This window comes from Gordonia sp. (in: high G+C Gram-positive bacteria) (genome assembly GCF_049299075.1).
GTDB lineage: Bacteria > Actinomycetota > Actinomycetes > Mycobacteriales > Mycobacteriaceae > Gordonia.
Genome location: NZ_JBAQWU010000117.1, coordinates 1 through 13,477 on the forward strand (window position 1 = coordinate 1; position 13,477 = coordinate 13,477).

Genomic DNA, 13,477 nt, shown 5'->3' on the forward strand with positions numbered 1-13,477 from the left:
AGTCCACGGACATCGCGCCGAGCGTCGTCGCCCGATCCGCGGACGGCGTGGCGCTGCTGCACCCGGCGAGTACCACGACGGCGACCAGCGCCACCGCACCGGTTCCCGCCCGCCGCAGCATCATTCCTTGCGCAGTTCCAGGTGGACGCGTTCCCACGCTGCCCGGCGCGCACCGTCCGGGTCCTCCACCACCGTCATCGGATCGTCGATCACCATCACGTGGCGGTTCTGCAGCGTGTACGGCGGCCAGTTTTTCGCGGGTTCACCGGTGCGAGCGAACCACGACCAGAGAGACTGCATGCTGGCGGTGATCCGTTTGCTCGAGCGCCAACTGCCCAGGGCGGCCAAGCCGACCCCGATCGGATGCCGGTAGATGCCGAAAATTGCCAGCAATTCGGTGGCGTGCGTGGCCCCGATACCCGTCAAGTTCAGGACGCCGACCGCGTAGTCGTAGCGGTACACGTACGTCGGTGAATGTTGCCCATGATTTTCGGCGAAGATCATTGTCGGGATCCAAAAAACGGCATCGGCCGACAGTCGGACTTCGTCGCGCGTGCCCGGATACAGTCGAGCGATCTCCGCGTGCACCTCCGGATCGTGCACACCCACCAGGTACTCGTGACCGTCGGGCAGAATGCTCCAGAACCGCGCGAAAAGTTCACCCTCGTCCTTGTTGCTGCCGACGATCAGCGGCACCCGCAGGGTCTGCCCGGCCAGCGCGGCCGCGACCGGCGCCAGCGGAACGTAGTCGCCGTCGACCACCGGCGCGAACGGCATCGGGTCCGACAGGTGCGCCTTCCCCATAAAACCGAAGATTCGGTTGCCTGCCTCCATCAGCTCGACGGGATCGGCGGCGTCGACGATCCGGGCTACCTCCGCTGCCGCGAGCGGCGGCTCGGTACGTTCGGGCCCGGCGCGCCGGGTCGGATCGCTCACCTGCCGGACATACTCGTCGGCGATGACCGTCGCATTTTCCGGATGAACGACGAGGTCGGCTGCCGGACTCTGGGCGATCGCGCGCGAGAACAGTCCCGCAGCGGCAGGGGTGGACAGCAACGTCAAAACCGCTGCCCCGCCTGCGCTTTCGCCGAACACCGTGACCCGGTCGGGGTCACCGCCGAACTCCGCGATATTGCGCTGCACCCATTCCAGGGCGGCGACCATATCTTTCAGCCCGCAATTGGAGTCGAACTGCCGTTCCGGCGTGGAGTACTCACTCAGATCGAGAAAACCGAACGGACCGAACCGGTAATTCACGGTCACGACCACCACGTCGCGGGCCCGCGCCAGGAACGCGCCATCGTAGATCGGGGTGGCGCTGCCGCCCAGGATGTACGCCCCGCCGTAGTTGAAGACCATCACCGGGCGCTTGGTGATCGATTGGGAGTCCGGAGCGAAGACGTTGAGGGTCAGGCAATCCTCGCTACGCGGCTGAAAGGTGCCGTCGGCGCGCGCGGTGAAGAATTTGCTCTGCATCGGCGAGAAGCCGTACTCGTGGCAGTCCAGCATTTCGGTCCACGGCGAAACCGCCTGCGGCGCCCGGAAACGCAGCGGTCCGACCGGCGGTGCTGCATAAGGGATGCCTCGCCAGGAGATGGTTCCGCGCCGGCTACGACGACCCCGCAAGCCGTCGATCGGGCCCTCGGCAGTCGTCACCGATGTCTGCAATTCTGCCATGAGTGACCAGCCTAACTACGTCTCGGCACCCCGCGCCCACCGGTGGCCTCGAATGTGACGACCGTCCGAGTCGGCCCCGCGCGTGGCCGGACTTACCATGAACTCATGGCCCCCGCATCGTCGCCGGAATCGACCGCCCCGCTCGGCCGGGTCGCCGTCGACCTGAACGCCGACCTCGGCGAGGGCCTGGGCGACGATGCGGCAATGGTGCGCCTCGTGTCCAGCGCCAACGTGGCGTGCGGATTCCACGCCGGAACCCCCGCGCTGCTGCGTCAGACCTGCGAGCAGGCGGTGGCCGCGGGCGTGCGCATCGGGGCACAAGTGTCATACCCGGATCGCGACGGCTTCGGCCGCCGGTTCATGGAGATCGAGACCAGCGACCTGATCGCCAATGTGCTGTTTCAGATCGGCGCGCTCACCGCGATTGCCCGGTCGGTCGGCGGCACAGTGGACTACGTGAAGCCGCACGGCGCGCTCTACAACGCAGTCGTCAGCAATCGTCAGCAGGCCGAAGCCGTGGTGGCTGCGGTGGCCGTGGCGGGTCTGCCGTTGATGGGGCTGCCCGGTGCACTGTCGCTGGATCTTGCTCGCGCCCAAGGTATCCCGGTCCTCACCGAAGCTTTCGCCGACCGCGCCTACACCCCCGAAGGCACGCTGGTGCCGCGCACACAGGGCGGCGCCGTGCTCACCGACACCGCCGCGGTGGCGCACCGCGTGGTCGAGTTGGTGACTACCGGGAGCCTGCTCGCGATCGACGGCTCGCGCATCGCGGTGGACGCCGATTCGATCTGCCTGCATGGCGACACTCCCGGTGCGGTGGAACACGCCCGGGCCGTCCGGGCGGCGCTGGCGGCCGCCGCCGTCGACGTACGCGCTCGATGACGCCGTCCCCTAACCCCGGCCCGTCCCCAGAGCCCGGCCCGTCCCCAGAGCCCAACTCGTTCCCTGAGCCGGCGAAGCCGGGTTCACCCCGAGCCCGCCGAGAGGTCGAAGGGTCACCCCGGCGCTTCGCCAGCGAATCGGCGCGCGGTCTGGCCGCGGGTTTCGGCGCCTACGGCATCTGGGGTCTCTTTCCGCTCTACTTCGCCGCCCTCATTCCGACCGGTCCGTGGGAGATCCTGGCGAACCGCATCGTCTGGACGGCACTGCTATGCGCGGTCATCCTCACGGTGATGCGCGACTGGTCGTGGATTCCCCCACTCCTGCGCCGCCCCAAACTGCTACTCGGCGTTACTGCCGCCGCGGTGTTGATCGCGCTCAACTGGGGCGTCTACGTCGCCGCAGTCACTTCGGGACACACCAGCGACGCGGCGCTCGGATACTTCCTGAATCCGCTCGCCACGGTGGCCCTCGGGGTGGTGGTGCTCCGCGAATCGCTGCGCCCGCTGCAATGGATTGCGGTCGGTATCGGCGTGGTGGCCGGGGTGTACCTGTCGATCGCTGGCGGCGCGTTCCCGCTGGCTGCCCTCACCTTGGCGGGCTCCTTCGCTCTCTACGGACTGGTGAAGAAGAAGGTCGGCGCCTCCCTACCCGCATTGCACAGCCTGTCTCTGGAGACGTTCATCCTGCTCCCGGCGGCGGGCCTCATGCTGGCCGTGATCGCCGTGGTCAGCGGGCTCACCTTCGGTACGGAGGGTCCAGTGCACACCGGACTACTCGTGTTCAGCGGCGTCGCGACCGCCATTCCGCTGCTACTCTTCGCCGCCGCGGCCCGCCGAATTCCGTTGAGCACGGTCGGGCTGATCCAGTTCATCACCCCGGTGATCCAGCTGATCTGCGCCGTGACCATCCTCGGCGAGCACATCTCCGACGCCCGGTGGATCGGCTTCGGCATCGTCTGGCTCGCCCTGATCGTCCTCACGCTCGATGCGCTGCTGACCGTCCGCGGTCGTCGCCGCACCGCCAGGACTTTGCCCACGTAACGCACGCCGACGCGAACTCGCGCCCCCACATTCCGCATACCGAGCACCCTGGCCGCGCGCTCGACCACACGATCGAGGGGGCGAACACGAGATGAGCGGCGCAGGTGACATTACCTGCGCGACGGCCTCAGACCCCGGCGTTGCGGCGCTGGCGGGCAAACTCGGCGAGCACCACACCCGCCGCCACCGAGGCGTTCAGACTCTCCACGTTCCCGGCCATCGGGACCGAGAGGATCGAGTCGCACGTCTCGCGAACCAGTCGGGACAGGCCCTTGCCTTCCGAACCGACCACGATCACAGTCGGGCCGGTGCCGTCGTACTCATCCAGGGTCACGTCGCCGTCGGCGTCCAGCCCGACGATCTGGCAACCCGCCTTGGCCCAGTCCACCAGGGTGCGGGTGAGGTTCGGCGCCTGGGCGACGGGCAGTCGTGCGGCGGCGCCCGCACTGGTGCGCCAGGCCACCGCAGTGACGCTGGCGCTGCGCCGCTGCGGGATCAGCACGCCGTCGCCACCGAACGCGGCGACACTGCGGATCACCGCACCGAGGTTGCGTGGATCAGTGATGTTGTCCAGAGCCACCAGCAGCGCGGGCTGCGCCGAACCCATCGCATCGGCCAACAAGTCATCCGGGTGCGCGTAGCTGTACTCGGGGACCTGCAATGCCAGCCCCTGGTGCAGCCCGTTGACCGTCATCCGGTCCAGCTCCGGCTTACCCGCCTCCAAAATCGCGATGCCCATATCGCCGGCGATGCCGATCGCCTCGCGCACTCGATCATCGGCGTCAATCGTGCTCATCACGTACAGCGCCGTCGCCGGAATACCGGCCCGCAGACATTCGACGACAGGATTGCGGCCCACCACGTATTCGGGGCCGTCGTCCCGGCGACGCTGCTGCTGACGGCCCGCGGTGGCCTTCGCCCGTGCGGTGACCTTCGCCTTCTTGTGCGCCGCGTGATAGGTCCGATCCACGGCCTTGGGCGTCGCGCCGCGGGCCTCCAGCCCACGACGACGCTGCCCGCCGGACCCGACGACCTGCCCCTTCTTGGTGCCGTCCTTGCGGATCGCGCCCTTGCGTTTGGAATTGCCGGCCATGTCAGTCCTTCACTTGTAGCGCCCACTGAGCGCCGTCGGGGGTATCGGTCACTTCCACACCGGCGGCCGCGAGCCGGTCGCGCACCTCGTCGGCGATCGCCCAATCCTTGGTGGCCCGCGCGGCGGCACGACGATCCAGTTCCGCACCGATCAGCACGTCGAGAGCTCGGTGGGCAGCATCGTCGTCCGCGGCGGCGGTTGACCAGTGCGGGTCCAGCGGATCGGTGCCAAGCACCCCGGTCATGGCACGCACCTGCGCGGCGATCGCCAGCGCGCGCTCACCGTCACCGGCGTCCAACGCGGTATTGCCTTCCCGGACGGCGATGTGCACCGCAGCCAATGCAGCGGGCACGCCGAGGTCGTCGTTCAGGGCCGCCGCGAAATCGTCGTTCACCGCACCGATCGACACTTCGCCCACCCGTTCAACGACGCGCTGGACATACGATTCGATGCGCCGATAGCCGGTCGCAGCCTCGTGCAGTGCCTCGTCGGAGTACTCCAGCATCGAGCGATAGTGTGCGCTACCGAGGTAGTAGCGCAACTCCACCGGCCGCACTTTCTTCAGCATCTCCGGGATGGCGACGACATTGCCGAGTGACTTGCTCATCTTCTCGCCGCGCATCGTCACCCAGCCGTTGTGCAGCCAATAGCGCGCAAACCCATCGCCCGCGCCGTGGCTCTGCGCAATCTCGTTCTCGTGGTGCGGGAAGATCAAATCCATTCCGCCGCAATGGATGTCGAATTCCGCGCCCAGCAGCGACGTCGCCATCGCCGAGCATTCGAGATGCCAGCCGGGGCGGCCCGATCCCCAGGGCGTCGGCCACGACGGCTCGCCCGGCTTGCTCGCCTTCCACATGGTGAAGTCGCGCGGATCACGCTTACCGGTACCCACACTCTCGCCCTGCTGCACGTCGTCGAGCTTGAACCGGGAGAGGCTGCCGTACTCGGGCAGGCTACGCACCGCGAAGTAGACGTTGCCGTCGGCGGCATAGGCATGGCCGCGCTCGATCAGCCGCGCCATGTACTCGACCATCTGCGTGACGAAACCGGTGGCACGCGGCTCGGCCGACGGCGGAAGGACGCCGAGGGCATCGTAGGCGGCGGCGAATGCGCGTTCATGGGTAGCGGCCCACTCCCACCAGGTGCGGTCGTTGTCGGCAGCCTTAGCGAGGATCTTGTCGTCGATATCGGTCACATTCCGCACAAAAAGCACACGCGGACCGCGAGAATCCCCGTCGCTCCGCTCGCCCTGGCCAGAACTCCCGTGGTCGTACGCGAGCCAGCGCCGCAGTACGTCGAAGGCGATGCCGCTGCGGACGTGGCCGATGTGCGGGACGCCCTGGACCGTGGCGCCGCACAGGTAGACGGTGACCACGCCCGGGGTCAGCGGAACAAAGTCGCGGATCTCGCGGGTCGCGGTGTCGTACAGGCGGAGGGTCACGACCTGCGATCTTACTTGAGGGCGACCAGTGCTGTTGCCACCGCGGCGATCCCCTCACCGCGGCCGGTCAGCCCCAGCCCGTCGGTGGTGGTCGCCGAAACCGAGACCGGTGCGCCGAGAATGCCGGACAGCAGTTCCTGCGCTTCGGTTCGGCGCGGCGAGATTTTGGGCCGGTTGCCGATCACCTGGACGGCACCGTTGACCGGAACATAGCCGCCTTCTTCAAGGAGCACCGCCACATGCGCGAGCATCTGCGCGCCGGTCGCCCCGGCCATTTCCGGCCGGTCGACGCCGAATACCGAGCCCAGATCACCCAGGCCAGCGGCCGCGAGCAGCGCATCGCAGAGCGCGTGCACACCGACGTCGCCGTCGGAATGCCCAGCGGCTCCATCGGCGTCGGGGAACAGTAGCCCCACCATCCAGCAGTCGCGGCCCTGTTCGATGACATGCACGTCCGTGCCGATCCCGACTCTCACTGTGTGCTCCCGTCGCAGAGGTACTCGGCCATGCGCAGATCGAAGGGCGTGGTGATTTTGAAGGCGAGCGCCTCGCCGGGCACCACCGTCACATCCTCCCCGAGCGCCTCCACCAGACCGGCGTCATCGGTCGCGTCGGCCGCGCCTGCATGCGCGCGCCGCAATACCTCTGCGGTGAAACCCTGCGGAGTCTGCACGGCCCGCAACACTCGGCGATCGGGCGTATCGACGACCCGCCCATCGTTGTCGACAGTCTTCAAGGTGTCGACGACAGGCAGTCCGGGAACCACTGCGTGTGCGCCCCCGATCAGTGCTGCGACGACCCGCGTGAACAGTGCCGGCGGGGTCAGCGCGCGCGCGGCATCGTGCACCAGGACCAGGTCGGCATCGCCAGCGGCAGCCAGACCCGCGCGGACAGAGTCGCTGCGCTCGGCGCCGCCGGCCACAACGGTCACCCCAGGCAATTCCCGCGCGACCTCGTCGACCAGTTGCGCCGGCACAATTACCACGACGTCGTCGATCACGCCGGAAGCCCAGGCAGCGGCGACACTGCGCGCGGCCAGCGACACTCCGCCGATCTCCACGAACGCCTTCGGGCGATCAAGCCCGAGCCGGCTACCGGTACCGGCAGCCGGGATCAGAGCGACGGTGCGCACGCTGATGTCAGGAAGCGGCCGCGAGGATCTCGTCAAGAATGATGTCCGCACGCTCAGAATCGGTGTTCTGCGCGAGCGACAGTTCGTCGACCAGCACGCGGCGGGCGCGGGTCAACATACGCTTCTCGCCAGCCGACAGGCCGCGGTCTTGCTCGCGGCGCCACAGGTCGCGCACGATCTCGGACACCTTGATGATGTCGCCGGAGATCAGCTTCTCCTGGTTCGCTTTGAAACGACGAGCCCAGTTGGTCGGCTCCTCGGCGTGCGGGGTGCGCAGCACCTCGAACACGACATCCAGGCCTTCGGCACCGACCACGTCGCGAACACCGACGTAGTCGAGCTTGCTAGAAGGAATCTGAACGGTCATGTTACCGTCGCTGACCTTCAGGACGAGATACTCGACCTCTTCACCCTTGATGGTCCGGACCACGATGTCATCCACCCGAGCGGCACCGTGATGCGGATAAACAACGGTGTCGCCAACTTTAAAATTCAATGCTCCATGCCCCTTTCGAGTGTTATCAGTCTAACACGGACCAGCCGACCCAAATAACGACGGCGCAGGTCAGGGCTTCGCCGACGATCGGGTACGACACTGCGTAGGACCCCGATCCTGCTGGCTGAGAGCCCACGACGCCCTCGTCCAGCGGGAATTATTAGCGAATCTGGCCACCCCGTCTAACTTTTGCACCGCTCGCCCACTACGCTGCGTAGTGAAGCGTCACGCACTCGAGTGCGTGACGAGAGCCAGCGATAACTCTCGGAGGATTCAGGTGTCAGCCTTCACTCGGACCACCCGCCGCATTGCCAGCGGTGCCGCAATCAGCGCACTGGGCATCGCGGTGGCGCTCGGCACCACCGCCTGCGGCGCGGGCAAGATCTCGCAGACCAACAACATGGAAGCCGGGATCAACGGCGGCAACGGCACCCTGAAACTGACGCAGGTCGACCAGCAGGGCAACCAGGCCGTCACCCCGGGAAGCATCGGGGTCCGCAATCTGCAGATCATGTACCCGGTCGATAAGGCCGCCGAAGTCTTTGGCGCTGGCGGTCCGTTCAAGCTGGTCTTCACGATCGCCAACGACAGCACGGTTCGCAAGGTCCAGCTGACTGGGATCACCGCCGAACAGGGCAAGGTCGAGTTTCTGACCACCGCCGCCGACGGCACCGTCTCCCGCTCGGCCAGCCCGGGCACCGGCGGTGCACTGGAACCGTCCGGCGTCCTGTCCGGTGGCCTGCCGTCGCACGCCGATCCCACCGACGGCGTCAAGCGCCTCGACGTCGAGCTGAGCGGTACCGGAACCACCGTCGCCGCCGGTCTGACCGTCCCGCTGACCCTGCACTTCGACATCTACGATCTGGCGGGCAACAAGATCGGCAGCGACAGCCTGACCATCGCCACTCCGGTCGACACCAGCGCCATCGACGGCAGCGTCGACGTGGTCCGCGACGCCCAGCCCGAGCACAGCGAGGGTGGCGGCCACTAGACGTCGCGGCTGGGCCCACTCGCCGCAGGGTTGGGATCAACCACCGTCGGTCGAGCCCACCATCGCCGGTTGAGCTTGTCGAAACCATCCTCGGTCCCCGATTGGAGAAATCCGATCGGGGACCGAGCGCATCCGGGATGTCCGAGGCGGGAACTACAGTGAGCGCGTGGCAAAAGTGAAGGCGATCTACCGGTGCACGGCCTGCGGCAAGCAGGTGCCCAAGTGGGTCGGCCGCTGCCCGGAGTGCGGTGAGTGGGGTTCGGTGCAGGAGAGCGCGCCCCCCGCGGCGCCCGGCGGCCCGGTCTCGGTGGCACCGAGCAGCCCGGCCGTCCGCATCACCGATATCGACGCCAATGCCGCCGACGCGACCCCGACCGGGATCGGCGAGTTCGACCGCGTCCTGGGCCGCGGTGTGGTTCCCGGTTCGGTGATCTTGCTCGCCGGAGAGCCCGGTGTCGGCAAATCGACCCTCCTGCTCGAGACCGTCAAACACTGGGCGAAAGCTGGCCGCACCGCGTTGTATGTCACCGGCGAGGAATCCGCAGGTCAGGTCCGGCTGCGCGCCGAACGCACCGACGCTGTGCACCCGAACATCTACCTCGCCGCCGAAACTGACCTGGCCACCATTCTCGGCCATGTCGACGCCGTCCGACCCACCTTGCTGATCGTCGACTCGGTGCAAACGGTGGTCGCCACCGGCACCGACGGCGTCTCCGGTGGCGTCACCCAGATTCGCGCGGCCACCACCGCCCTGGTCTCCCTGGCCAAGAACAGCGGCATCGCGGTGGTCCTCGTCGGTCACGTCACCAAGGACGGCAATGTCGCCGGACCGCGTTCGCTGGAGCATTTGGTCGACGTCGTTCTCGCTTTCGAAGGCGACCGGCACACTGCACTGCGCCTCATCCGCGGTATCAAGAACCGCTTCGGCCCCTCCGACGAGGTCGGCTGCTTCGAGCAGCGCAGCGACGGCATCCACGAGGTCGCCGATCCGTCCGGGATCTTCGTCCATCAACACGACGGCGCGGTACCCGGCAGCGTGAACCTGGTGGCAATGGACGGTCGTCGTGCACTGGTCGGCGAGATCCAGGCGTTGCTGAACAAGACCGAGGCGAATATGCCACGGCGCGCGGTGTCCGGTCTAGATTCGGCGCGCGTGGCCATGATGCTCGCGGTCGCCGCCAAACATTCTGGGCTGGCGACCTACAACCAGGAGGTGTACGTCTCGACGGTCGGCGGCATGAAGGTGGTCGAACCAGCCGCCGACCTGGCGATTTTCCTGGCCCTGCTCTCCTCACACAAGAACGCCGCGATCGCACCCGGCACGATCGCCATCGGCGAGGTCGGCCTGACCGGCGAGGTGCGGCGCGTGTCGTCCACGGCCCGACGGGTGGCCGAAGCCAAGCGACTCGGCTTCACCCACGCGCTGATCCCGGCGGGCACCGACGAAGATATGCCCCGCGGTATCCGGATCACTAAGGTGGCTGATCTCGGCGATGCGTCCCGCGCGGCGACCATGCAGGTCGCTCCCGACGCCGCACCCTTCTGAACCGACCCCGCCCCGCCGGTCAGTACCGGGGATCAGGAATCGGGGTCTGGCCGAGATCTGTCTCGATATTGCGGTCGTCGACGGCGGTGACCGTCGCCGATAGCCAGCGTCCGCTGGCCTGCACCGCACACTGCTGCGTCTGGCCCGCCCGGAGTTCCAGCCCGCCGCGGCATTGCACCCGATCAGGTACCTGCCCAGTCTGCTGCGCGAGCCCCATGGACACCTTGAACTGCAGCTGAGCCGGGCCCAGAACCGTTGCGGTCGGCGCGTTTGGATCGGCCAACACGGGCGTCTGTCCGGACACCAGCGCCGGGGCGAAGGGCGCCTCGGCTGAACCCCCGGCCAACCCGATGATCGCGCCAGCCGCCCCGATCAGGAGCGCCCCGCCAAGAACCCTAAGTCCCGCCTGTTGCACCACTGCGTTCGCGCGCATCGTCGTTCCCGTCTGTCGTCGTCTGGTGAACAGTTAGAGGGACGGCATACCGGAGAAGTTCCCGCGCCAGCTCACGAATAGACGACGCCGCCCGGACAGCGGACTGTCCGGGCGGCGGAGCGTGGCTAACTAGCCAGCCGGTAGCGCTTGGTACTCCGCGAGATCAGCGATCGCTTCGGTGCCGACCTTGACGGTGTAGCCGCCGTCGGTACCGGTCAGGGTGATCGGCAGCCAGGCGCCGTCAAACTCGCCGGCGCAGTCCTGACTCTGCCCGGCACCCAGCTCCATACCGTCCTTGCAGTAGACGAGCGTCGGCCGCGGTCCGTCGGCGTCATTCCAACTCATGGCCACCCGAAACTGCAGCTGCGCCTTGTCGAGCTTCTCGGCGGCCGCACCCGAATCAGCCGCCGCCCCGTGGGTGTGGCCATCCTCGTGGGCGGGCGTCGCCACATCGCTGGCCCCGTCATCCGACGAGCACCCGACCAGACTCACGGCGGCGACCGCCGCACCCGCCAGGATCGCACCACGCAGTAGGTTCGTTTTCATCATAGAAACTCCATCCTTCGGTGCCGGTCTCCGCGGGCGAGCGCCCGCCGGTCTCCGGCGATCAACAGACTCAGGGTAAGAGTGGGCGTCGGCGCCGATCGTTCCCGACACCCAGAAATTGGGACGCCAGGCCCCGGAATACCAGGCCCCGGGAAATCAGGCCCCGGGAAATCAGGCATCGGGCGCCGCCACCGCGCCGTCGCGGTATGTCGCAAAGTGCTTGCGCAGATTGATCTCGACGAAGATCCCCACCGCTGACGCCACCGGTGCCGCAATACCGTCGAGGTAGGCATCCGAGCGCACGTAGACCTTGCGGCCACTCTTGCCGAGTACCTCGCCGGTGAAGGTCAACTCCGAACCGAGCGGAATCGGCTTGGCGTAGTCGATCTCCAGGTTCACCGTGACCACCGGAACGCCGATCATGATCGACGCATTGCCCATCACCTCGTCGAACGCCGCCGAGAGAAGGCCACCGTGGATAACACCAGGCCCGCCCTGCATCCAGGGTTCGACCAGCATGGTCGCGGTGACCTGGAAGTCTTCGCCCGCAGTGACGTTCAGGCGCAGTCCCACCGGCGCATCGAGTCCGCAGCCGAAACACATCGAATGGTGCAGCCGCAGCGCCCCGCCGGACGCGGGCACCTTTGGGTGCCGGGTCATCGGCTCAAGGTTCGCAGGCAGCTCAAATTCGTTCTTCACACCCAAGTACGCTAAGCCAGAGCCGAAAACCCGAGGCTTCCGGCCCTGAGAGATCTGGACGAACGATGACGCTGAGCAACCCCCCGTCCGAGAAGACGCGGTCCACGTTGCGGCGCGTCGCCCCCGGCACCGGGCTGCGCGACGGGCTCGAGCGGATTCTGCGCGGCGGCACCGGCGCCCTCATCGTCCTCGGGCACGACGCGGCCACCGAACGCATCTGCGACGGCGGGTTCGACCTCGACGTCGAATTCGCCCCGACCCGCCTGCGCGAGCTCGCGAAAATGGACGGCGCGGTGGTCCTCTCAAACGACGGCCAGCGGATCCTGCGCGCCAACGTGCAGCTGGTGCCCGACCCGACCATTCCGACCACCGAGTCCGGCACACGGCACCGCGCAGCCGAGCGCACCGCGATGCAGACCGGATTGCCGGTGATCTCCGTGAGCGCCTCGATGTCGATCGTCAGCCTGTACGTCGACGGCAGCCGCCGTGTCGTGGAGAACCCGGACGCCTTGTTATCCCGAGCTAATGTCGCGCTGGCCACCCTGGAGCGGTACAAGGCACGGCTCGACGAGGTCAGCGCACAGCTCTCCCGCGCGGAGATCGAGGACTACGTCCAGCTCCGCGATGCATGCAGCGCCGCCCAACGCATGGAGATGGTGCGTCGCGTCGGCGTCGAGATCGCCGAGTACGTGCTGGAACTCGGTACCTACGGACGCCAGGTGGAGTTGCAGTTGGAGGAGCTCATCAGCGACAACGACATCAGCCGCGAGCTACTAGTCCGCGACTACCATTCGGCCCCCGAAGCCCCCAGCACCGAACAGGTCCGGCAGATCCTCGGCGCGCTCGAAAGCCTGTCGAACACCGACCTGCTCGATCTCACCCTGGTAGCCGGCGCCTTCGGCTACCCGACCACCATCGAGGCCCAAGACCATCCGATGAACCCGCGCGGATACCGACTACTCGCCCGGATCTCACGACTGCAATTCGGCCACATCGATCGGCTGGTGCGCGAGTTCGGCTCCCTTCAGGCACTCCTGGCCTGCAGCGCAGCAGACCTGCAGGCCGTCGAGGGTATCGGCAGTATCTGGGCCCGGCACATCCGCGAAGGACTCTCCCGCTTGGCCGAAGCCAGCCTAGAACGCTTCGACTAGGTCGGCCCGGCGTTCGGGCAATCGCCGCCTACTGTTGGGCCGGGGCGACGACGTTGAAGGTGATCGGCGCGGATTCGCGCGCCCCAACCTTGGCGACGGCCTGGTAGGCGCCGACCGGGATGGTCACACGGGGCTTGTTGCAGCCCGGATTGCTGGTGGTGCCCGACCACGTGAGGTTGTCCTGCACCTGCTGGCCCGGGTTCAGCACCTGGTTGTTGACCGTCTTGTCCGGGGCGCAGTCCTGCGCAGACCACAGGGTGCGGGTGCCGTCGAGTGAGCGGACCACCACGTTCTGCGCCGCCTTACCGACGTCGCGCGAGCAAGGGGCCAAACCACCGTTGGTCACCACG

General features: G+C 67.3%; 14 protein-coding genes and 1 pseudogene. 5 read left to right on the forward strand and 10 right to left on the reverse strand.

Annotated features, from left to right (window positions below; translation table 11 throughout):
• Window positions 1-120: 120 nt before the first annotated feature.
• A complete protein-coding gene (locus WAW85_RS03930; protein ID WP_422558343.1) occupies window positions 121-1,677 on the reverse strand; it encodes a carboxylesterase/lipase family protein in 1,557 nt (518 codons plus the stop codon).
• 105 nt (window positions 1,678-1,782) lie between these two features.
• Here WAW85_RS03930 and WAW85_RS03935 point away from each other — a divergent pair, with 105 nt between their 5' ends.
• The gene (locus WAW85_RS03935; protein WP_422558344.1) at window positions 1,783-2,559 is read left to right on the forward strand and encodes a 5-oxoprolinase subunit PxpA; all 777 of its coding nucleotides are present in this window, start codon (window positions 1,783-1,785) and stop codon (window positions 2,557-2,559) included.
• The gene (gene rarD, locus WAW85_RS03940) at window positions 2,556-3,599 is read left to right on the forward strand and encodes an EamA family transporter RarD (RefSeq protein ID WP_422558345.1); all 1,044 of its coding nucleotides are present in this window, start codon (window positions 2,556-2,558) and stop codon (window positions 3,597-3,599) included. Before WAW85_RS03935 ends, rarD begins: the two co-directional genes overlap by 4 nt.
• Before the next feature lie 127 nt (window positions 3,600-3,726).
• On the opposite strand, the gene rlmB is transcribed toward rarD, so the two are convergent.
• Genes rlmB through WAW85_RS03965 form a run of 5 tightly spaced genes read right to left on the reverse strand, consistent with a single transcriptional unit; the run spans window position 3,727 to window position 7,761 of the window.
• Window positions 3,727-4,692, reverse strand: a complete 966-nt coding sequence (gene rlmB / locus WAW85_RS03945; protein WP_422558346.1) for a 23S rRNA (guanosine(2251)-2'-O)-methyltransferase RlmB — start codon at window positions 4,690-4,692, stop codon at window positions 3,727-3,729.
• A 1-nt stretch (window position 4,693) separates the two neighbouring features.
• Window positions 4,694-6,133, reverse strand: a complete 1,440-nt coding sequence (gene cysS / locus WAW85_RS03950) for a cysteine--tRNA ligase (protein ID WP_422558347.1) — start codon at window positions 6,131-6,133, stop codon at window positions 4,694-4,696.
• A gap of 11 nt (window positions 6,134-6,144) precedes the next feature.
• Entirely contained in the window at window positions 6,145-6,609 is a 465-nt protein-coding gene (gene ispF, locus WAW85_RS03955) for a 2-C-methyl-D-erythritol 2,4-cyclodiphosphate synthase (RefSeq protein WP_422558348.1), read from the reverse strand.
• Entirely contained in the window at window positions 6,606-7,265 is a 660-nt protein-coding gene (gene ispD, locus WAW85_RS03960) for a 2-C-methyl-D-erythritol 4-phosphate cytidylyltransferase (protein WP_422558349.1), read from the reverse strand. Before ispD ends, ispF begins: the two co-directional genes overlap by 4 nt.
• A 7-nt stretch (window positions 7,266-7,272) precedes the next feature.
• On the reverse strand, window positions 7,273-7,761 hold the full coding sequence (locus tag WAW85_RS03965; RefSeq protein WP_422558350.1) for a CarD family transcriptional regulator: 489 nt from the start codon (window positions 7,759-7,761) through the stop codon (window positions 7,273-7,275).
• A 277-nt stretch (window positions 7,762-8,038) separates the two neighbouring features.
• On the opposite strand from WAW85_RS03965, the gene WAW85_RS03970 reads away from it, so the two are divergent.
• Both WAW85_RS03970 and radA read left to right on the forward strand, forming a co-directional pair.
• On the forward strand, window positions 8,039-8,752 hold the full coding sequence (locus WAW85_RS03970; protein WP_422558351.1) for a copper-binding protein: 714 nt from the start codon (window positions 8,039-8,041) through the stop codon (window positions 8,750-8,752).
• Window positions 8,753-8,918: 166 nt separating this feature from the next.
• Complete coding sequence (radA, locus tag WAW85_RS03975; RefSeq protein ID WP_422558352.1) at window positions 8,919-10,298, forward strand: DNA repair protein RadA; 1,380 nt, start codon at window positions 8,919-8,921, stop codon at window positions 10,296-10,298.
• Between the two features lie 19 nt (window positions 10,299-10,317).
• Here the strand turns inward: radA and WAW85_RS03980 are convergent, their stop codons facing one another.
• From WAW85_RS03980 to WAW85_RS03990, 3 genes are all read right to left on the reverse strand, one after another.
• Complete coding sequence (locus WAW85_RS03980) at window positions 10,318-10,731, reverse strand: DUF4333 domain-containing protein (protein WP_422558353.1); 414 nt, start codon at window positions 10,729-10,731, stop codon at window positions 10,318-10,320.
• A 129-nt stretch (window positions 10,732-10,860) separates the two neighbouring features.
• The gene (locus WAW85_RS03985) at window positions 10,861-11,280 is read right to left on the reverse strand and encodes a hypothetical protein (protein WP_422558354.1); all 420 of its coding nucleotides are present in this window, start codon (window positions 11,278-11,280) and stop codon (window positions 10,861-10,863) included.
• A 168-nt stretch (window positions 11,281-11,448) separates the two neighbouring features.
• Window positions 11,449-11,982, reverse strand: coding sequence for a PaaI family thioesterase (locus tag WAW85_RS03990; protein WP_422558355.1), 534 nt, complete (start codon window positions 11,980-11,982; stop codon window positions 11,449-11,451).
• A gap of 59 nt (window positions 11,983-12,041) precedes the next feature.
• Here WAW85_RS03990 and disA point away from each other — a divergent pair, with 59 nt between their 5' ends.
• A complete protein-coding gene (gene disA, locus WAW85_RS03995) occupies window positions 12,042-13,127 on the forward strand; it encodes a DNA integrity scanning diadenylate cyclase DisA (RefSeq protein WP_422558356.1) in 1,086 nt (361 codons plus the stop codon).
• 28 nt (window positions 13,128-13,155) lie between these two features.
• Here disA and WAW85_RS04000 read toward each other — a convergent pair.
• Window positions 13,156-13,477, reverse strand: a pseudogene (locus WAW85_RS04000) (hypothetical protein); the annotation flags it as partial.

Excerpts from the sequence above, each read along its gene's own strand:
- WAW85_RS03980 (WP_422558353.1), bottom strand. The coding sequence starts at position 10,731 with ATGCGCGCGAACGCAGTGGTGCAACAGGCGGGACTTAGGGTTCTTGGC.
- WAW85_RS03930 (WP_422558343.1), bottom strand. The coding sequence starts at position 1,677 with ATGGCAGAATTGCAGACATCGGTGACGACTGCCGAGGGCCCGATCGAC.
- disA (WP_422558356.1), top strand. The coding sequence starts at position 12,042 with ATGACGCTGAGCAACCCCCCGTCCGAGAAGACGCGGTCCACGTTGCGG.
- WAW85_RS03935 (WP_422558344.1), top strand. The coding sequence starts at position 1,783 with ATGGCCCCCGCATCGTCGCCGGAATCGACCGCCCCGCTCGGCCGGGTC.
- rarD (WP_422558345.1), top strand. The coding sequence starts at position 2,556 with ATGACGCCGTCCCCTAACCCCGGCCCGTCCCCAGAGCCCGGCCCGTCC.
- WAW85_RS03985 (WP_422558354.1), bottom strand. The coding sequence starts at position 11,280 with ATGATGAAAACGAACCTACTGCGTGGTGCGATCCTGGCGGGTGCGGCG.
- rlmB (WP_422558346.1), bottom strand. The coding sequence starts at position 4,692 with ATGGCCGGCAATTCCAAACGCAAGGGCGCGATCCGCAAGGACGGCACC.